Annotated in this window: 21 protein-coding genes; 1 reads left to right on the top strand and 20 read right to left on the bottom strand. The window is 73.7% G+C overall.

Annotated features, from left to right (window positions below):
• Nucleotides 1-87 precede the first annotated feature (87 nt).
• Both tsf and rpsB read right to left on the bottom strand, forming a co-directional pair.
• On the bottom strand, nucleotides 88-927 hold the full coding sequence (tsf, locus tag H9624_RS00395) for a translation elongation factor Ts (protein ID WP_251837949.1): 840 nt from the start codon (nucleotides 925-927) through the stop codon (nucleotides 88-90).
• A gap of 27 nt (nucleotides 928-954) precedes the next feature.
• Complete coding sequence (rpsB, locus tag H9624_RS00390) at nucleotides 955-1,962, bottom strand: 30S ribosomal protein S2 (protein WP_251837948.1); 1,008 nt, start codon at nucleotides 1,960-1,962, stop codon at nucleotides 955-957.
• A gap of 464 nt (nucleotides 1,963-2,426) precedes the next feature.
• On the opposite strand from rpsB, the gene H9624_RS00385 reads away from it, so the two are divergent.
• Nucleotides 2,427-2,978, top strand: a complete 552-nt coding sequence (locus H9624_RS00385) for a M23 family metallopeptidase (protein WP_251837947.1) — start codon at nucleotides 2,427-2,429, stop codon at nucleotides 2,976-2,978.
• Between the two features lie 185 nt (nucleotides 2,979-3,163).
• Here the strand turns inward: H9624_RS00385 and H9624_RS00380 are convergent, their stop codons facing one another.
• The 18 genes from H9624_RS00380 to H9624_RS00290 all read right to left on the bottom strand — a co-directional run bounded on the left by H9624_RS00380 (nucleotide 3,164) and on the right by H9624_RS00290 (nucleotide 17,688).
• Nucleotides 3,164-4,117 carry a tyrosine recombinase XerC gene (locus H9624_RS00380; protein ID WP_251837946.1) on the bottom strand — a complete coding sequence of 318 codons (954 nt, stop codon included), beginning with the start codon at nucleotides 4,115-4,117 and terminating at the stop codon, nucleotides 3,164-3,166.
• Between the two features lie 17 nt (nucleotides 4,118-4,134).
• On the bottom strand, nucleotides 4,135-5,340 hold the full coding sequence (fdhA, locus tag H9624_RS00375; protein WP_251837945.1) for a formaldehyde dehydrogenase, glutathione-independent: 1,206 nt from the start codon (nucleotides 5,338-5,340) through the stop codon (nucleotides 4,135-4,137).
• Nucleotides 5,341-5,443: 103 nt separating this feature from the next.
• Complete coding sequence (gene dprA, locus H9624_RS00370) at nucleotides 5,444-6,634, bottom strand: DNA-processing protein DprA (protein ID WP_251837944.1); 1,191 nt, start codon at nucleotides 6,632-6,634, stop codon at nucleotides 5,444-5,446.
• Nucleotides 6,627-8,162: a YifB family Mg chelatase-like AAA ATPase gene (locus H9624_RS00365; protein ID WP_251837943.1), complete on the bottom strand. Its 1,536-nt coding sequence runs from the start codon at nucleotides 8,160-8,162 to the stop codon at nucleotides 6,627-6,629. Before H9624_RS00365 ends, dprA begins: the two co-directional genes overlap by 8 nt.
• Before the next feature lies 1 nt (nucleotide 8,163).
• Nucleotides 8,164-8,526 (bottom strand): YraN family protein, encoded by a 363-nt coding sequence (locus H9624_RS00360; protein WP_251304983.1) that lies wholly within the window; start codon nucleotides 8,524-8,526, stop codon nucleotides 8,164-8,166.
• 109 nt (nucleotides 8,527-8,635) lie between these two features.
• Nucleotides 8,636-8,941 (bottom strand): DUF2469 domain-containing protein, encoded by a 306-nt coding sequence (locus H9624_RS00355; protein WP_110852344.1) that lies wholly within the window; start codon nucleotides 8,939-8,941, stop codon nucleotides 8,636-8,638.
• 7 nt (nucleotides 8,942-8,948) lie between these two features.
• Nucleotides 8,949-9,722: a ribonuclease HII gene (rnhB, locus tag H9624_RS00350; protein WP_251837942.1), complete on the bottom strand. Its 774-nt coding sequence runs from the start codon at nucleotides 9,720-9,722 to the stop codon at nucleotides 8,949-8,951.
• A 25-nt stretch (nucleotides 9,723-9,747) separates the two neighbouring features.
• Entirely contained in the window at nucleotides 9,748-10,509 is a 762-nt protein-coding gene (lepB, locus tag H9624_RS00345) for a signal peptidase I (RefSeq protein WP_307784903.1), read from the bottom strand.
• 87 nt (nucleotides 10,510-10,596) lie between these two features.
• Nucleotides 10,597-10,938: a 50S ribosomal protein L19 gene (rplS, locus tag H9624_RS00340; RefSeq protein WP_251837941.1), complete on the bottom strand. Its 342-nt coding sequence runs from the start codon at nucleotides 10,936-10,938 to the stop codon at nucleotides 10,597-10,599.
• Nucleotides 10,939-11,094: 156 nt separating this feature from the next.
• Entirely contained in the window at nucleotides 11,095-12,408 is a 1,314-nt protein-coding gene (gene trmD, locus H9624_RS17045; RefSeq protein ID WP_504740220.1) for a tRNA (guanosine(37)-N1)-methyltransferase TrmD, read from the bottom strand.
• A 1-nt stretch (nucleotide 12,409) separates the two neighbouring features.
• Nucleotides 12,410-12,925, bottom strand: a complete 516-nt coding sequence (rimM, locus tag H9624_RS00325; RefSeq protein ID WP_251837940.1) for a ribosome maturation factor RimM — start codon at nucleotides 12,923-12,925, stop codon at nucleotides 12,410-12,412.
• A gap of 72 nt (nucleotides 12,926-12,997) precedes the next feature.
• Complete coding sequence (locus H9624_RS00320; protein WP_110852349.1) at nucleotides 12,998-13,234, bottom strand: RNA-binding protein; 237 nt, start codon at nucleotides 13,232-13,234, stop codon at nucleotides 12,998-13,000.
• Nucleotides 13,224-13,685, bottom strand: a complete 462-nt coding sequence (gene rpsP, locus H9624_RS00315; RefSeq protein ID WP_251837939.1) for a 30S ribosomal protein S16 — start codon at nucleotides 13,683-13,685, stop codon at nucleotides 13,224-13,226. The genes H9624_RS00320 and rpsP overlap by 11 nt, the downstream gene beginning before the upstream one ends.
• A gap of 285 nt (nucleotides 13,686-13,970) precedes the next feature.
• A complete protein-coding gene (locus H9624_RS00310) occupies nucleotides 13,971-14,768 on the bottom strand; it encodes an ABC transporter permease (protein WP_251837938.1) in 798 nt (265 codons plus the stop codon).
• Nucleotides 14,765-15,688 carry an ABC transporter ATP-binding protein gene (locus H9624_RS00305; protein ID WP_251837937.1) on the bottom strand — a complete coding sequence of 308 codons (924 nt, stop codon included), beginning with the start codon at nucleotides 15,686-15,688 and terminating at the stop codon, nucleotides 14,765-14,767. Before H9624_RS00305 ends, H9624_RS00310 begins: the two co-directional genes overlap by 4 nt.
• 1 nt (nucleotide 15,689) lies before the next feature.
• Nucleotides 15,690-16,451 (bottom strand): hypothetical protein, encoded by a 762-nt coding sequence (locus tag H9624_RS00300; protein ID WP_251837936.1) that lies wholly within the window; start codon nucleotides 16,449-16,451, stop codon nucleotides 15,690-15,692.
• On the bottom strand, nucleotides 16,448-17,329 hold the full coding sequence (locus H9624_RS00295; protein WP_251837935.1) for an ATP-binding cassette domain-containing protein: 882 nt from the start codon (nucleotides 17,327-17,329) through the stop codon (nucleotides 16,448-16,450). The genes H9624_RS00300 and H9624_RS00295 overlap by 4 nt, the downstream gene beginning before the upstream one ends.
• Nucleotides 17,326-17,688 carry a GntR family transcriptional regulator gene (locus H9624_RS00290; RefSeq protein WP_251837934.1) on the bottom strand — a complete coding sequence of 121 codons (363 nt, stop codon included), beginning with the start codon at nucleotides 17,686-17,688 and terminating at the stop codon, nucleotides 17,326-17,328. The genes H9624_RS00295 and H9624_RS00290 overlap by 4 nt, the downstream gene beginning before the upstream one ends.
• Between the last annotated feature and the right edge of the window lie 87 nt (nucleotides 17,689-17,775).

The raw sequence follows: 17,775 nt of genomic DNA, 5'->3' as shown, positions 1-17,775 counted from the left end.
ACCTCATCCTCCCCCTGTCTCTCCACGACCGCCCGGCCGGGGGGGGGCCCCCGCCCCGGGGGGGCGGGGGCCACCGGACGACGTGTGTCAGGCGCCGACGCGGAACCGGACGAAACCGGTCAGCGTGCCACCAGCACCCTCGACGACCTTGCCGACCGTGGTCTTCGGGTCGCGGGCATAGGCCTGGTCGAGGAGCACGGTCTCCTTGAAGAAGCCGTTCATGCGGCCCTCGACGATCTTCGGGAGCGCAGCCTCGGGCTTGCCCTCGTTGCGGGAGGTCTCCTCGGCGATGCGACGCTCGTTGGCGACGACGTCCGCGGGGACCTCGTCACGGGTGAGGTACTGCGGGCTGTACGCCGCGATGTGCATCGCGACGTCCCGGCCGACCTCGGCGCCGGCGGCGTCCGTGGCGACGAGGACGCCGACCTGCGGGGGCAGGTCCTTGGCGGTGCGGTGCAGGTAGTGCGCCACCTTCGCGCCGGAGAGGCGGGCCACGCGACGCACGACGAGCTTCTCGCCGAGGGTGGCGGCGTGCTCGTCGACGAGGGCGCCGACGGTGCTGTCACCGGCGGGGGCCGCGAGGAGGGTCTCGACGTCGGCCGCGCCGGAGGCGACGGCGGCCGCGAGGACCTTCTCGGCGAGGGTGATGAAGACCTGGTTCTTCGCGACGAAGTCCGTCTCGGAGTTGAGCTCGACCATGACACCGGTCTCGCCCTCGCCGTCGGCGACGACCTCGATGGCCACGAGGCCGTCGGAGGCCGCGCGGCCCTCGCGCTTGGCCACACCCTTCAGGCCCTTGACGCGGATGATCTCGATGGCCTTGTCGGCGTCGCCGTTGGCCTCGTCCAGCGCCTTCTTGACGTCCATCATTCCGGCGCCGGTCTTCTCGCGCAGCGCCTTGATGTCAGCGGCGGTGTAGTTCGCCATGTGTGTGTCTCCTCGGAGTTTCGGGGATCAGGCCTGGCTGGCGGGGGGCTCGTCCGCCGCGGGGGCGTCCGTCGCGGGGGCGTTGTCGGCCACCTGCGTGGTGTCGGGGCCCTCGGCGCTGACGACGGGAGCGGACTCCTCGCCGGCCTCGGCGGCGGCGGCGACCTGCTCGGCGTCGTTCGTCACGCCGGCGGCGTGCTGGGCGGCCTCGACGGCCTCGTCACCCTGCTCGGCGACGACGGGCGAGGCCTGGGCGCTCTGGTCGGCCTCGTTGGCGGCGAGGAGCTCGCGCTCCCACTCGGCCAGCGGCTCGGCCTCGGTCGGGGCGTTGCCCGAGCCGCCACCGTGACGCGTGACGAGACCGGCAGCGGCGGCGTCGGCGATCACGCGGGTGAGCAGACCGACGGCGCGGATGGCGTCGTCGTTGCCGGGGATGCCGTAGTCCACCTCGTCCGGGTCGCAGTTGGTGTCGAGGATGGCGACGACGGGGATGTTGAGCTTGCGCGCCTCGGCGACGGCGAGGTGCTCCTTCTTCGTGTCGACGATCCACACGGCGGAGGGCAGCTTGGCCATGTCGCGGATGCCGCCGAGGGTGCGCTCGAGCTTCTCCTTCTCGCGGCGCATCATGAGCAGCTCCTTCTTCGTGTGGTTGGAACCAGCCACATCGTCGAAGTCGATCTGCTCGAGCTCCTTCATCCGCTGAAGGCGCTTGTGCACGGTGGTGAAGTTCGTGAGCATGCCGCCCAGCCAGCGCTGGTTGACGTAGGGCATGCCGACGCGCGCGGCCTGCTCGGCCACGGCCTCCTGGGCCTGCTTCTTCGTGCCGACGAAGAGGATGCTGCCGCCGTGGGCGACGGTCTCCTTGACGAACTCGTACGCACGGTCGATGTCCGTCAGCGACTTCTGCAGGTCGATGATGTAGATGCCGTTGCGCTCGGTGAAGATGAAGCGCTTCATCTTGGGGTTCCAGCGACGGGTCTGGTGCCCGAAGTGGACGCCGCTCTCGAGGAGCTGGCGCATGGTGACGACGGCCATGGCTCGTCCTTTCCGGTGCGGGTGCTCCGCACGTCGGGCGAACAGGGCGCGGGCGTGCCGCTGCCTTTGTCCGCTTCTCGGTTGTCTGTGGTCGACCGGGTGGTCGCCACTCCTGGTGCTCACGACTGCCGGCACCCGCCTGGGCGGGACCGCGCCGGCTGCCTCGCGTCGCTGGGTCCGAGGGACTGCGAGCGCGACATGTGGGCACGCGATGTCAACCAGATCGCTCCGGCTGCGGTTCAACTCTACCGCACGCCGCCGCGGCTCCCGGCAGTGCAAGGACGAGAGCGTCGGCGTGTGACGCGCACGACTCCCCCTCGTCGCCGAGAGCTGACTTGTTACCCGCCCCCCTCATCGCCGAGCGCTGACTTGTTACTGGTCCACCGGTCACCGTCGCGGGGCATCGGCCCCCAGAGACCTCTCACCGCACGAGGAGGCCGGCGCGCTCGCCCCACTCTGGTGCCATGGGACTGAGCGGCGGTGCCGTGGCGGCAGCGGGCGTGCTCGCCGTCCTCGGTGGCGCGCTCCTCCTGGCTCCGCAACCGGCAGCCGCACCCCCGGTGGTCGCGACGCGCACTGCCGAGGCCGTCGGTCGGGTCCTCTACGAGTGGCCGACCGGAGACCCTGGCGAGGTCGTCCGCCCTTTCTCCGCGCCGCCGGAGCGCTGGTCGGCAGGGCACCGGGGCGTCGACCTCGCCCTCCCGGTAGGCGCAGACGTCCGGGCTGCCGGCGACGGCGTCGTCGCCTTCGCCGGTCGGGTCGCCGGCCGGGGTGTCGTGTCCGTCGACCACGCCGACGGCCTGCGCACCACCTACGAGCCGGTCGCAGCGGCGACCCGACGCGGCGCGCAGGTGGCGGCGGGACAGGTGGTCGGCGTGCTCGAGCCGCTCGGCCACCACTGCCCGGACGAGCCGTGCCTGCACTGGGGAGCGCGGCGGGGGCGGGACGACTACGTCGATCCGCTGACCCTCCTCACCGAGGATGTCGTGATCCGGCTGCTCCCCCAGCACGGGTGAGGGGCCGCACCCACCGGAGGGCCGACGCGCGCTGCCCACGGCTCGAAGTGCGGCAGGCCTCCTCCCGCGGGCGGGATCCCACTGTCGGCGCCAGGCGAGTGTCAGTAACAAGTCAGCTCTCGGCGATGAGAGAGGGTGTGAGGGCCGGGGCCGGGGCCGGGGCCGGGGCTGGGGCTGGCGGGGGGTCAGGCGCGGGGGTGGGCCTGGGTGTAGGCGGCGCGGAGGCGCTCGGGGGTGACGTGCGTGTAGCGCTGGGTGGTGGCGAGGGAGGCATGACCGAGCACCTCCTGGACGGTGCGCAGGTCCGAGCCACCGGCGAGGAGGTGGGTGGCGGCACTGTGCCGCAGACCGTGGGGCGCCATGTCGCGCACGCCCGCGAGCGCCGTCAGGTCGTGCACGCGCTCGCGCACGGCCCGCACGCCCAGCCGGCCGCCGCGCGCGCCGAGGAAGAGCGCCGGCGGGGACGTCGGCCCCACGAGCTGCGGCCGGCCGCGCTCCAGCCACTCCCCCAGGGCGCGGTCTGCCGGGACCCCGAAGGGGACGACCCGCTCCGTGCCGCCCTTGCCGAGCACCCGCACGGTGCGCTCACGTCGGTCGACGGCCGCCGTGTCGATGCCGACGAGCTCGGCGACCCGCACGCCGGTCGCGTAGAGCATCTCGAGGACCGCCCAGTCGCGCAGGTGGAGGGGGTCGCCGTCGTCGGCCACCTGGGCCGCGAGGTCGAGCAGGACGGTCGCCTCGTCGACGGCGAGCACCTGCGGCACGCGCTTGTCGGCCCGCGGGCTCTGCAGCCGCACGCCGACGTCCTCGGCGAGGTGCCCCTGGCGCACGGCCCAGGAGCAGAAGGTGCGGGCGGCCGCCGAGCGGCGGGCGAGCGTCGACCGCGAGCGCCCCTCGCGGGCCTGCCCGGCCAGCCACGCGCGCAGGGCGGTGAGGTCGAGCCGCGCGAGGTCCACCGCTCCGTCGTCGCCCTCGCGGAGCGTGTCGAGCAGGGAGCGCACGTCGGAGAGGTAGCCGCGCACGGTGTGCTCCGACAGGCCCCGCTGCAGGGCGAGGTGTCGCCCGAAGGCGTCGAGGAGCGTGGCGGAGTCGGGCACGCGCTCACCGTCGCGCGTCCCGGCGGTGAGGGCAAGCCTCACCGCCGGGCGCGTCGGGCTCAGCGGATGGAGCCGTGGGCGTCGATGACGTACTTCTTCGCCGCCCCCTTGTCGAACTCCTCGTACCCGCGGGGTGCGTCGTCGAGGCTGATGACCTCGGCGTTGACGGCCTTGGCGATGTGGATCCGGTCGTTGAGGATCGCCTGCATGAGGCCGCGGTGGTACTTCATCACCGGGGTCTGGCCCGTGACGAAGGTGAGTGCCTTCGCCCAGCCGGTCCCGAAGTCCATCGACAGGGCGCCGCGCTGGGCCGCCTCGTCGACGCCGCCCGGGTCACCGGTGACGTAGAGGCCGGGGATCCCCACCGAGCCGCCCGCGGACACGACGCTCATCACGCTGTTGAGCACCGTCGCCGGGGCCTCCTTGCCCCCGTGGCCCATCGCCTCGAAGCCGACGGCGTCGATGGCCGCGTCCACCTCGGGCGACTTGAGCAGGTCCTCGATCTGCTCGTGCGGCTCCCCCTTGCTGAGGTCGATCGTCTCGCACCCGAAGCTGCGCGCCTGGGCGAGCCGCTCGGTGTTGAAGTCGCCGACGACGACGACGGCCGCGCCGAGCAGCTGCGCCGAGGCGGCGGCCGCGAGGCCGACCGGTCCGGCTCCGGCGACGTAGACGGTCGAGCCCGTCCCGACCTTCGCGCTCACCGCACCGTGGTAGCCGGTCGGGAGGATGTCGGAGAGCATGGTGAGGTCGAGGATCTTCTCCATCGCCTGGGCCTTGTCCGGGAAGACGAGGGCGTTCCAGTCCGCGTAGGGGACGAGCACGTACTCGGCCTGCCCTCCGACCCAGCCACCCATGTCGACGTAGCCGTAGGCGCTGCCGGGGCGGTCCGGGTTGACGTTGAGACAGATCTCGGTGCGCCGCTTCTTGCAGTTGACGCAGCGGCCGCAGGAGATGTTGAACGGCACGGAGACGAGGTCGCCCGTCTTGACGAACTCCACGTCCCGCCCGACCTCGACGACCTCGCCGGTGATCTCGTGGCCGAGGACGAGGTCGCTGGGCGCGGTCGTGCGACCGCGGACCATGTGCTGGTCGGAGCCGCAGATGTTGGTGGCGACGGTCTTGAGGATGACGCCGTGGGGCACCTGACGTCCCACGTTCGCCGGGTTGACGCCCGGTCCGTCCTGGAGCTCGAAGGTGGGGTAGTCGGTGTCGATGACCTCGACCTTGCCGGGGCCCTTGTAGGCAACTGCGCGGTTTCCTGCCATGGTTCCTGCCCTCCTGGTGAGCCGGCCGCGGGCGCTGCATCGCGTCGGTGGGGCCGGTACGACGACCTCGTCGTCCGGCCACGCTACCTCACTGTGACCTGGCTCACGTGGGCCTGGGGGTGCGACGCCAGCCGCTGCCGCTGCGCTGGGCGTGGCCGCTGAGCTCGAGCCGCCCCACCCCGGCCCGTACCTCCCGCTCGCTCAGCCCGGCCGCCCGCGCGAGGCTGGCCAGGCTCGCGGCCGACCGCGCCGGCAGTGCGTCGAGCACCCGGGACCCGAGGGGGTCGAGCCCGTCGAGGAGGCCCGGCTGCACGGGCCGGTCCGGGGCGAGGTCCTCCCCGCTGGGGGCGAGCAGCTCGAGGACGTCCGCGGCGTCGGTGACGCACACCGCGCCGTGGTCCCGCAGGAGGCGGTGGCAGCCCTCCGAGGCCATCGAGCTCACCGGCCCGGGCACGGCGGCCACCGGACGCAGGAGGTCCTCGGCGTGCCGGGCGGTGTTGAGCGCTCCCGAGCGCCACCCTGCCTCGACGACGACGCACACCCGGCCGAGCGCGGCGATGAGACGGTTGCGGTCGAGGAAGCGGTGGCGGCCGGGCGACGAGCCGGGTGCCGGCTCGGCCAGGACGACGCCCTCGTCCATGATCGCCTCGAGCAGGCGGGTGTTGCCGGCCGGGTAGAGACGGTCCACTCCCCCGGCGAGCACCGCCCACGTGAGGCCGTCGGCGCTGAGCGCACCGCGGTGGGCAGCGGCGTCGATGCCGTAGGCGCCGCCCGACACGACGACGACGCCCCGCTCGGCGAGCTCGATGGCCATCTGGGCGGCGACCGTCTCCCCGTACCGGGTGCTCGCGCGCATCCCGACGACCGCCGCGGCCGGGCGCGGCAGGTCGAGGCGGCCGTTGCCCCGCACCCACAGGGCCGCCGGTGCGCGCTCGGCGAGGTCGTGGAGCGCGGCCGGCCACTCGTCGTCCCCCGGCAGGAGGAGGCGCCCGCCGACGGCGTCGAGCATGCCGAGCTCTCGACGGATGTCGAGATCGTCGAGGCGCGGCAGCCACCGGCCCACGGCCTTCGCCCAGTCGCGGGCGGTGACGCCGTCGTCCGGGGAGATCCCGCCGGGTGGGACCGGTGGGCTCGACCGGCCCGAGCGCCGGACGTGGCCGAGCCACTCGAGGGCGGCGCCGGCGCCGAGGCGGGCGCGCAGCACGCCGGCGACCGGGTCACCGGGCTCGGCGACCCTGGTCCACGCGGCGGCGGCCAGCCGCGGGTCGGTGGTGTCGAAGGGCAGGTCAGGCACCGGTGCCTCCTCTGATGCGCAGGCTCATGGCGGCCCCGACGTCGTCGAGGTCCGGGTGGGGCCGCCCGGCGAGGTCGGCGAGCGTCCAGGCGATCTTGAGCACGCGGTCCATCCCCCGCAGGCTCAGCGTCCCGGAGTCGAGGGCCCGCTCGAGCACGGCCCGCGGGCGCGTGCCCAGCCCCTGCTCCGGGGCACGCAGCCACGCGCCGGGCACCTCGGCGTTGCTCTGCCACGGGGTGCCCGCCAGCCGCCGCTGCTGGGCCGCCCGGGCCGCGGCGACCCGCGCGGACACCACCCGGCTGCTCTCCCCCTCCGTGCCGAGCGCGGCGGAGGCACGGGTGACCGCGGGGACGTCGATCTGGAGGTCGACGCGGTCGAGCAGGGGCCCGGACAGCCGGGCGAGGTACCGGCGCCGCTCCAGCGGCGTGCACGTGCACGCCAGACCCTTGCCCGTCGCCTTGCCGCACGGGCAGGGGTTGGCGGCGAGGACGAGCTGGAAGCGGGCCGGGTAGCGCGCGGCGCCGCGGGCGCGGTGGACGACGATCTCCCCGTGCTCGAGCGGCTGGCGCAGCGAGTCGAGCACCCGTCGCGCGAACTCCGGGGCCTCGTCGAGCAGGAGGACGCCGCGGTGGGCGCGGGAGGCGGCGCCGGGACGCGGTACCCCGGACCCGCCCCCGACGATGGCCTGCGCGGTGGCGGTGTGGTGGGGGTCCTCGAAGGGCGGGCGCCGCAGCAGTCCCCCGCCGGCGTCGAAGGTGCCGGCCACCGAGTGGATCGCCGTCACCTCCAGGGCGTCGGCGTCCTCGAGGTCGGGCAGCAGGCCCGGCAGGCGCGCGGCCAGCATCGTCTTGCCCGCTCCGGGCGGCCCGACCATGAGGAGGTGGTGACCACCGGCGGCGGCGACCTCGAGGGCGAAGCGCGCCTCGTCCTGCCCGACGACCTCCGCGAGGTCCGGTGGTGTCCGCACCGGCGGCGGCGCCGGCACTGGCAGCGCCTCGGGGACCGGCACGCTCACGTCCGCGCCGTACTCGCGCGCGAGCTCGGTGAGGTGCTGGACCCCGCGCACCTGTGCGCCGGGGACGAGGCGCGCCTCGGCGAGGTTGCCGGCGGGCACGACGACGTCCGGCCGGCCGGACGCGACGGCGGCGGCCACGGCGGGCAGCACCCCGCGCACCGGGTGGACGCGCCCGTCCAGCCCGAGCTCGCCGAGGTGGACCTCCCGCCCGGCCCGTTCGGCGTCGGGCAGGCCGTCCGCCCCCAGGCAGGCGACGGCGATGGCGAGGTCGAATGCGGAGCCCGCCTTGGGCAGCGAGGCCGGGGAGAGGTTGACCGTGCGCCGCCGCGCGTCCCAGGGCAGCCCGCAGGACGTCACCGCGGCGCGGACGCGCTCGCGTGCCTCGGACAGCGACGCGTCGGGCAGGCCGACGAGGATGAAGGCCGGCAGCCCGCTCGCCGCGTGCGCCTCGACCTGGACGAGGTGCCCCTCCACGCCCACGAGCGCCACCGACCACGTCCGCGCCAGGCCCACCTCAGCCCACCGCCCGCAGGTGCTCGACGAGGGCGGGGCGCCCGTGCCGGCGCAGCACCGCGACGACGTCGATGCGCACCTCGGCGGCCCGGGTGCCGTGCTCGCTCAGCCAGCGCCCGGCCAGCCGCCGCAGCCGCTCGAGCTTGACGGCGCCCACGGCCTCGGACGGGTGGCCGAACCCGGTACCGCTGCGGGTCTTGACCTCGACGAACGCGATGGCGTCGGACCGCGGGTCGCGGGCGACGATGTCGATCTCGCCCTCGCGGCAGCGCCAGTTGCGGTCGAGGATCTCGTAGCCGTCCTCGCGGAGCATCGCTGCGGCGATGCGCTCGCCACGGGCGCCGAGCTCGTCCTTCGCGGCCACGGGGCACCACCTCCGCGACCAGCGTCACCGACGCCGCCCACGCAACGCCGGGCACGGTCGCCGGGCGGTGGACAGGCTCGGCGCGAGCCTGCCCTGTGGGGCAAGCGGGTCAGGACGGGAGGTTGAGCTCCGCCCGCGGCAGCTCCTCGACGTTGACGTCCTTGAAGGTCACCACCCGCACCGAGCGCACGAAGCGCGCGGACCGGTAGACGTCCCACACCCACGCGTCCCCGAGGGTCAGCTCGAAGAACACCTCACCGCCCGCCGAGCGCACCTGCAGGTCCACCTCGTTGGCGAGGTAGAAGCGACGCTCGGTCTCCACGACGTAGGAGAAGAGTCCGACGACGTCCCGGTACTCGCGGTACAGGCCGAGCTCGAGATCGGCCTCGTAGTTCTCCAGGTCCTCAGCACTCACGTCCCCATCATGCCCCGGGACGGGCCGCCGCGGCACCGGCGGGCACCGGGACGGGCGTGGCCTCGGGCACAGCGGCCTGGGGGACGGCGGCTTCCGGGGCCGGGTCCTGGGCCGTCGGCAGCCGCCAGGACCGGCGGTGCAGCTCGGTGGGCCCGAGCTCGCGCAGCGCGGCGAGGTGCCCGGGGGCGGAGTAGCCCTTGTTCGCCTCCCAGCCGTAGGCGGGGTGCTGCTCGGCCAGGCCGACCATCATCCCGTCGCGCTCGCACTTGGCCAGCACGCTCGCCCCCGCGATGACGGCGCACCGCAGGTCGCCCTTGACCTGGGTCCGCACCGGCGGGACGAGGACGGGCAGATCGGGGTCGAGGCCGCCGAAGAGGTCGTCGGGCGGGGTGAGCCAGTCGTGGATGCCGTCGAGGACGACGACGTCGGGCAGCAGTCCCTGCCCCGCGAGCGTGGCCAGGGCGCGGGTCCCGGCGAGCCGCAGCGCGGCGATGATGCCGAGGGCGTCGATCTCGTCGGGCCCGGCGTGCCCGACGGCGCTGCCCACCGACCAGCGGCGCACCGGCTCGCACAGGGCCTCCCGGGCAGGCGCGGTGAGGAGCTTGGAGTCGCGCAGCCCGCGGGGCAGGCGCCCGGTGGTCGCGTCGACGAGGCACACGCCCACGCTCACGGGCCCGGCGAGGGCGCCGCGCCCCACCTCGTCCATCCCGGCGACGAGCCGGTGGCCGGAGTCGAGCAGCTCACGCTCGAGCTGCCGGGTGGGCGCACGGTTCACAGGCACGCAGCCATCGTAGGCACGGGCCCGCTCAGGGCTCGGGGACCTCGGCGAAGGTGTCGCCCGGGTTGCGGAGCACGGTCCAGCTGTCGAAGGGCCACAGGATGAGCACGGCGGTGCCGACGACGTTGCGCATCGGCACGGCCCCGCCGCCCGGGTCGCCCTGGTGGGCGCGGGAGTCCTGGGAGTTGGAGCGGTTGTCGCCCATGAGCCACAGGTGGTTCTCGGGGACGGTGACGGAGAACTCCGTGTCGCTCGGGGAGACACCCGGCTTGAGGTAGGGCTCGTCGATCCCGACGCCGTTGACGGTGATCCGGCCGTCCGCGTCGCAGCACTCGACGGTGTCCCCACCCAGGCCGATGATCCGCTTGATGAGGTGCTCGCCGGCGTTCTGCGGGAGCAGGCCGACGAAGGTGAGGACCTCCTCGACGCCGCGCTGCAGCTGGTTGCGGGTGTCGGCCTGGGGCTCGAGCCAGCCGCCGGGGTCGACGAAGACGACGACGTCGCCGCGGCTGACGTCCAGCGGCCCGGGCGCCAGCTTGCTCACCAGCACCCGGTCCCCGACGGCGAAGGTGTCCTCCATCGAGCCGGAGGGGATGAAGAAGGCCTGAACGAGGAAGGTCTTGATGAGGACCGACAGGACGAGCGCGCTCACGACGACGATCGCCGTCTCCCGCAGCCAGCCGCTCTTGCGCCGGCCCGCCGGCGGGGCGGCGTCGCCCGCCTGCTCGGCCCGCAGCTGCTCACGGTCGCGGCGCGTGGCGCTGGTCCGTGCGTCGTCGTCGTTCGTCACGGCCTGCGCACTCCTGTGTCGGAAAAGTACTTCTGCCCGGCTCGAGACGAGCCGGGCAGAAGTGATGGTACGGGTACTGCTCGCGAGTCAGCGCTTCTCGCGGATCTTGGCCTTCTTCCCCTGCAGACCGCGCATGTAGTACAGCTTGGCCCGGCGGACGGCGCCGCGGGAGACGACCTCGATCTTGTCGATCGACGGGGAGTGGATCGGGAAGGTGCGCTCGACACCGACGCCGAAGCTCACCTTGCGGATGATGAAGGTCTCGCGGACCCCAGCGCCGGAGCGGGCCATGACGTATCCCTGGAAGATCTGGATACGGCTGCGGTTGCCCTCGACGACCTTGACGTGGACCTTGAGGGTGTCGCCCGCCCGGAAGTCGGGGATGTCGTCGCGCAGCGATGCTGCGTCGACGTGGTCGAGGGTCTGCATGGTTGTGCCTTCCCGCTGGTGCCACAGGTCACCGGCGCTGTTCGTGGCAGCGGTCGCTGCCGACATCTGATGGTGGTCACGCTGCCCGGATGCGCCGGTCCCCTGAGGCAGACCGCGCGCCGTGGGCGCATGACCGGTCCATCTTGCCACAGCGGGTCAGGGCGCCAAAACCGGTGTGCTCATCACCACGTCGTCGTTGGGCACGCCGCCGACGTCGTAGGTCCGCCTCCCGACGACGGCGAACCCGCACCGCTCGTAGAACCGCCGGGCCCGCCGGTTGCCGACGTTCGTCCCGAGCCACAGCTCCCGGGCCCCGTGCTGCGCGGCCGCGTCCGTCGCGGCGGCGACGAGCCGGGCGGCCAGTCCCCCGCCGTGGACGTCGGGGTGGACGTAGCACTTGCTCAGCTCGGCGACGCCGTCGCCGTCCTCCCGGCCCGGGGCCGGGGAGTCGAGGACGACCATCGTGTAGCCGAGCAGCGCGCCGGTGTCCTCGTCGGCGGCGACGTGCACGAGCCGCCGCGGGTCGGTGAGGAAACGGGTGAAGCTGTCGGCGTCGAGCTGGGTCGCGACGTGGGCGGCGATCGCCTCCTGGCCGAGCGAGGGCGGGCAGGCGAGCGGGAAGGTGAGGGCGGCGAGCGCGGCCAGGGCGGCGGCGTCGTCGGGGCCGGCGAGGCGGACCTGCGCGCGGCGGGGGCCGGCCGGACCGACGTACCAGCCGAGGCCGGCGAGGACCCGCCGGTCCTCGCGGTCGAGCGCCTCGGGTGCGAGCCGCTCGAGGAGGTCGGGGCGGCGGGCGGCGGTGCGCTCCAGGGCGCGGTCGCGGCGCCAGCGCGTCACCTTGGCGTGGTGCCCGGAGGTGAGGACCTCGGGGACGGGCAGGTCCCGCCAGGCGGGGGGCTTGGTGTAGACGGGGTACTCGAGCAGCCCCGCGGCGCCGTGGGACTCCTCGACGAGCGACTCGGGGTTGCCGACGACGCCGGGCAGCAGCCGCGCCACGGCCTCGACGACGACGAGTGCCGCCACCTCTCCCCCGTTGAGGACGTAGTCGCCGATGGACACCTCACGGACGGTGACACCCGGACGCGAGGCGTAGTGCTCGGCCACGCGGGCGTCGATGCCCTCGTAGCGGCCGCAGGCCAGGACGAGGCGGCGCGCGCCGGCCAGCTCCTCGGCGGCGCGCTGGGTGAAGACCTCCCCGGCGGGGCTCGGCACGAGCAGCACCGTCCCGCCGTCGTCGGCGTCGTCCCCGAGGACGGCGTCCAGGGCTGTGCCCCACACGTCCGGGCGCATGACCATGCCGGCGCCCCCGCCGAAGGGGGTGTCGTCGACGGTGCGGTGCCGGTCGGTGGTCCACGCGCGCAGGTCGTGGACGGCGAGGTCGAGCAGCCCGGACTGGCGCGCCTTGCCGACGAGCGAGAGCTCGAGCGGCGCGAGGTAGTCGGGGAAGATCGTCAGGACGTCGATGCGCACGTCAGGCCTCGTCGTCCTCGCCGGCGAGCAGGCCGCGGGGCGGGTCGATGACCACGCGCCGTCCGGGGACGTCGACGACCGGGACGATCTCCGCGACGAAGGGGACGAGGGTGCGCTGGCCGCCCTCCTCGGTGAGGACGAGGAGGTCCTGGGCGGGGAGGTGCTCGATCCCGGCGACGGTCCCCAGGTGGCGGCCCTCGGTGTCCTCGACGGGGAGCCCGACGAGCTCGTGGGGGTACCAGGCGTCCTCCTCGGCGTCCTCCTCGGGAGCGGCGAGCAGGAGGGTGCCGCGCAGCGCCTCGGCCGCGGTGCGGTCGGGGGCCTCGGTGAAGCGGACGTACCACGAGCCCTGCCGCTCGCTGCTCGCGGCCACGGTGAGGGGGCCACGCTCGGGCGGGTCGGTGGCGAGCACCGTCCCGGGGGCGAAGCGGCCGGCGGGGTCGTCGGTCCGGATTTCCAGGCGCACCAGGCCGTGCAGGCCGTTGGGTGCGCCGATGCGGGCGACCACCAGCTCCATCTGTAGCTCTCCTCGGGTAGAACGAGCGCGAGCCCTGGCTCACCGGGGGTGAACCAGGGCTCGCGCCTGTGGTCAGCGGTCGGTGTCGACGACGTCGACGCGGACCGGGCCGCGCGTGGACAGCGCGGAGACGACGGTGCGCAGGGCTCGCGCCGTGCGCCCCTGCCGGCCGATGACGCGGCCGAGGTCGTCGGGGTGCACCCGGACCTCGAGCAGCTCACCGCGACGCAGCGAACGGGAGGTGACGGTGACGTCGTCGGGGTTGTCGACGACGCCACGCACCAGGTGCTCGAGGGCGTCAGCCAGCATTGGTCTCGTCGGCGGGCTCCTCGGCGGGCGCGTCCGCAGGCGCCTTCTCCTCGGTGGCCGCGGCGGCGGCCTCGGAGGCCTTGGCCTTGCGCTTCTCGGCCTCGTCCTCGGCGGCCTTCACCGCAGCGGCGCGAGCCTCGGCGGCGTCCTCGGCGCTGACGCCCTTGACGCGCAGGGTGCCCTCGGCGCCCGGCAGGCCCTTGAACTTCTGCCAGTCGCCGGTCACCTTGAGCAGCGCGGCGACCTGCTCGGTGGGCTGGGCGCCCACGGAGAGCCAGTACTGCGCACGCTCGGAGTCGATGTCGATGAGCGAGGGCTCCTCGGTCGGGTGGTACTTGCCGATCTCCTCGATCGCCCGGCCATCACGCTTCTTGCGACCGTCCATGACGACGACGCGGTAGTACGGCGCGCGGATCTTGCCCATGCGCTTGAGACGGATCTTGACTGCCACTGTGGTGGTCACTCCTGGTTCATGTGGGGTGGGCCGACGCGTGTCCCCGGTGGGTTTCGGGGACGTGCTTGGCCCTGGACGCGGCTCCGACGGGTGAGAGGGGCCCACCGGTCCGAGTACAGCGGGTCATTCTGCCAGACTGGCGCGTGTCTTCCCAACCCTCCGGGACCGGTGGCCGGCTGCGGCGTTGGTCACGCCGGCACCGGCGACGCCCGCGAGACGCCAAGGACCGCCCTTCCGCCCTCCACGGAAGGACGACCCTTCACGCCTCGCGGGCGCCACGGGTCAGGACCAGCGGAACACCTTCGCGGCCACCGGGTACCCGACGACGCTCCAGCCGGCGAGCACGGCGAGCTCCCGCCACGGCAGGTCGCCGCTGAACCACGCGGTGGTCATCGCCTCGCTGGCCGCACCCAGGGGGGTGAACGTCGCGACGGTCGCGAGGGTGTCGGGCATCTGCGAGATCGGCAGCCACAGGCCGGCGAAGAACAGGAGCGGGAAGTACAGGAGCATCCCGATCCCTGAGGCCGTCGACGCCTTGGGCGCCAGGCCACCCACGACGAGGCCGATCGCGAACAGCGCGAGCGTCGCGAGGAGGAAGGCGGCGAGGACGACGAGCGGGCTCTCGGGCAGCGGGATCCCCAGCGTGGCCATCCCACCCACGAGGGCGAGGACGACGGCGACGGCGAGCGCCGCCCCGCTCACCGCGACGTGGGAGGCGAGGACGGACCTGGGCCGCATCGGCGTCGTCGACAGGCGCCGGAAGATGCCCTGCTCCCGGTAGCCGGCCACGGTGGCCGGCAGCGTGGTGAGGGAGACGGTCGCGATCGCGGTGGCGAGGACGACCGGGCCCCACAGGTGGATGAGGGTGACGCCCTCGAGCCCGGGGACGCCCTCGACCTCCGTCCGCATCCCGGGGATCGCGTGGCCCATGCCGAGGAGCAGGACGGTCGGGAACGCGAGAGCGAAGAACACGCCCCCGGGGTCGCGGAGGAAGAGCTTGCCCTCGGTCCTCATGAGGGTGCCGAGACCGCGGCTGCCCGAGGGCGCCCGGGTGGCGGCGGCGGTGGCGGTGGCGCTCATGCGGGTACTCCTTCCGTGCTGGGTGAGCCGGTCACCTCGAGGAAGACGTCCTCGAGGCTGCGGCGGACGGTGGTGATGTCGTCGGGGACGACGTCGTGGCGGGCGAGCTCGAGCACGACGGCGGGCAGCACCCGGCGAGTGCCCGTCACCTCGACCTCACGGCCGTGGGCGACGACGTCGGTCACCTCGGGCAGGGCCAGCAGCAGCGCCGGGTCCACGGGCTGCGGGGTGGTCATCCGGAAGCTGCGCCCGTCCGCGCTGCCCGCGGCGAGCTCGGCCGGGGTGCCGTCGGCGACGACCCGCCCGCCGTCGATGACGACGACGCGGTCGCTGAGGTGCTCGGCCTCGTCCATGAAGTGGGTGACGAGGAGGATGGTGACCCCTCGCCGTCGGACGCCGTCGATGAGCGCCCAGGTCTCGCGCCGCGCCTGCGGGTCCAGGCCGGTGGTGAGCTCGTCGAGGATGGCGATGCGCGGGTTGCCGACGAGGGCCAGCGCGATCGACAGGCGCTGCTGCAGGCCCCCGGAAAGGCGGTCGAAGCGCTTGTCGCGGTGCTCGGTGAGCCCGAGCAGCTCGAGGAGCTCCTCGCCGTCGGCGGGCTCGGCGTAGAAGGAGGCGTACAGCTCGATCGCCTCGGCCACGGTGATCTTCGGCGGCAGCTTGGCCTCCTGCAGCTGGATGCCCACGTGCTCACGGATGAGCTCGGGGTGACGCTGCGGGTCGACGCCGAGGACACGGACCTCGCCGCCGTCGGCCGTGCGCAGGCCGGCGACGGTCTCGACCGTCGTCGTCTTGCCGGCGCCGTTGCGGCCGAGGACGGCGACGATCTCGCCGGGGTGGACGTCGAAGCTGACGTCGGCGACGGCGACCTTGTCGCCGTAGGTCTTGCGGAGGTGGCGGACCTCGATGACGGGTTCCATCTCATGACTCCGTTCGGGCGATGGGGACACGGCGGACGAGCAGGGCGAAGGCGAGGCCGGCCGCGAGGACGAGCACGGCGCCCACGAGGTAGGCGCTCCAGCCCGGCGCGTCGAAGGGGACGAAGGGGGCTTCGGTCCAGCTCGTCATGAACATGACGGCGAGGATCGGCGAGATGGTGAGGGGCAGCGCGAGGGTGCCCCACCAGCCGCCGAGCCGGTAGTAGGTGATGCCGACGAGGAGCCCGGTGAGCGTGCCGGAGAGGGCGAGGAGGGCGTGGTCGACGAGCAGCGTCCCGAGCCCCGACTCCCAGACGCCCGCGGTGTAGTCCTCCCCCGGCTCGGCGTCGTGCTGCCACCCCATGCGGTCGTAGAGCGCCCCCTCGAGGAGGAGGAGCCCCGCGCCGGTCACGGCGTGGAGCAGCGAGCTGCTCACCGCGGCGACGAGCCCGCCGGTGAGGAAGGAACGACGCGTCATGCCGTTGGCGACGTGCGCGGTGAGGTACGTCGTCGCGACGATGACGGCGATCGAGAAGAGGAACCACACGAGCGGGCCGGTGCGCACGAACTGGACGACCGACACGTTGACCGTGCCGACCTGGTCGACGACGGCGATGGCGACGGCGGCGCCGACGACGACGATCGCCCACAGCCACACCCACATGAGCAGGTAGACCTGCAGGTGGTGGACCGCCGAGCGGACCCACTGCGGGCGGCTGACGCTCACGCTGCCGCGCAGGCGCGGGGCTGAGGTGCCGGTGATCATCGGTGGGCCTCCTTCTCGGTGAGGGCGATGAACAGGTCCTCGATCGGGACGGCGCCGAGCTCGAGGGAGGCGGCGCGGAAGCGGCCGCGCGCGGCGTCGTCGAGCCGGCCGAGCACGGTGACGCGCTTGGTGGGCCCGAGCACCTGCTCGCCGAGCACGCGCAGACCCGCGGTGGCGGCGTCGACCTCGGCGGCCAGGCCGGTCACGGTGACGCCGTGGCTGCGCAGGGTCTCGGCCTCCTCGGCGAGGAGCACCCTGCCGGCGTCGAGGACGACGACGTTCTCGAAGAGCCGCTCGACCTCCCCGATGAGGTGGCTGGAGAGGATGACCGTGCGCGGGTGCTCGACGTAGTCGGCGATGAGGAGGTCGTAGAAGCGGCGGCGGGACGGGGCGTCCATGCCGAGGTAGACCTCGTCGAAGATCGTCACCGGCGCGCGGGAGGCGAGCCCGATGACGGCGCCGAAGGCCGAGCGCTGGCCGCGGGAGAGCTTGCCCGGCTTCTTGCGCGGGTCCAGCTCGAAGGCGTCGAGGAGCTCCTCGGCGTAGGCCTGGTCCCAGGTGGGCCGGGCGGAGGCGACGAGCTCGAGGGTGACCTTGAGCTTCTCCTCGCTCAGCACGTCCCCGCTCTCGCGGATGAGGCAGATGCTCTCCATGAGGCGCTCGTCCTCGAAGGGGTCGCGGCCGTCGACCCGGACGGTGCCGCTCGTGGGGCGCCGCAGGGAGGCGATCGTCGAGAGCATCGACGTCTTGCCCGAGCCGTTGCGGCCGAGGAGACCGGTGATGGTGTCGGCGGGGAAGCGGACGGTGGCGGAGTCGACGGCGCGGGTGTCGCGGTAGTCGACCGTGAGTCCGGTGAGCTCGACGTCGAGGCCGCTCATGCTCCGGCTCCCTTCTGCTGGATGTAGCGGACGAGGTCGTCGGGGCCGATGCCCAGGACGCGCGCCTCGTCGAGGACCGCGTCGAGGCGGTCGGTGAAGAAGGCGCCGCGGCGGTGCTCACGCAGCCGCTCCCGGGCGCCGTCGGCGACGAACATGCCCACTCCTCGCTGCTTGTAGATGACACCCTCGTCGACCAGCTGGGCAAAGGCTTTTGCCGCGGTGGCCGGGTTGATGCGGTAGGTCGTGGCGTACTGGGTGGTGCTCATGACCTGGTCCCCCTCGGCGAGCGCGCCGTCGAGGACCTGGCGACGCAGGTGCTCGGCGATCTGCACGTAGATCGGCTCCGGTCCGTCGAACATGTCCCACCTCCCTCGCCTCGTTGGTTCATTACTCGACTAATGAACCATAGAGGCGGGCGCGCGTCAAGGGCGTCGCGTCGAGCGACG

Source organism: Oceanitalea stevensii, assembly GCF_014837105.1.
Taxonomy (GTDB): domain Bacteria; phylum Actinomycetota; class Actinomycetes; order Actinomycetales; family Actinomycetaceae; genus Oceanitalea; species Oceanitalea stevensii.
Note: the sequence above shows the minus strand (reverse complement) of the source record. Positions and strands in the feature narration are given on the sequence as shown.

Excerpts from the sequence above, each read along its gene's own strand:
- tsf (WP_251837949.1), bottom strand. The coding sequence starts at position 927 with ATGGCGAACTACACCGCCGCTGACATCAAGGCGCTGCGCGAGAAGACC.
- rpsB (WP_251837948.1), bottom strand. The coding sequence starts at position 1,962 with ATGGCCGTCGTCACCATGCGCCAGCTCCTCGAGAGCGGCGTCCACTTC.
- H9624_RS00385 (WP_251837947.1), top strand. The coding sequence starts at position 2,427 with ATGGGACTGAGCGGCGGTGCCGTGGCGGCAGCGGGCGTGCTCGCCGTC.
- fdhA (WP_251837945.1), bottom strand. The coding sequence starts at position 5,340 with ATGGCAGGAAACCGCGCAGTTGCCTACAAGGGCCCCGGCAAGGTCGAG.
- rplS (WP_251837941.1), bottom strand. The coding sequence starts at position 10,938 with ATGCAGACCCTCGACCACGTCGACGCAGCATCGCTGCGCGACGACATC.
- rimM (WP_251837940.1), bottom strand. The coding sequence starts at position 12,925 with ATGGAGCTGGTGGTCGCCCGCATCGGCGCACCCAACGGCCTGCACGGC.
- H9624_RS00320 (WP_110852349.1), bottom strand. The coding sequence starts at position 13,234 with ATGCTGGCTGACGCCCTCGAGCACCTGGTGCGTGGCGTCGTCGACAAC.
- H9624_RS00310 (WP_251837938.1), bottom strand. The coding sequence starts at position 14,768 with ATGAGCGCCACCGCCACCGCCGCCGCCACCCGGGCGCCCTCGGGCAGC.
- H9624_RS00305 (WP_251837937.1), bottom strand. The coding sequence starts at position 15,688 with ATGGAACCCGTCATCGAGGTCCGCCACCTCCGCAAGACCTACGGCGAC.
- H9624_RS00300 (WP_251837936.1), bottom strand. The coding sequence starts at position 16,451 with ATGATCACCGGCACCTCAGCCCCGCGCCTGCGCGGCAGCGTGAGCGTC.
- H9624_RS00295 (WP_251837935.1), bottom strand. The coding sequence starts at position 17,329 with ATGAGCGGCCTCGACGTCGAGCTCACCGGACTCACGGTCGACTACCGC.
- H9624_RS00290 (WP_251837934.1), bottom strand. The coding sequence starts at position 17,688 with ATGTTCGACGGACCGGAGCCGATCTACGTGCAGATCGCCGAGCACCTG.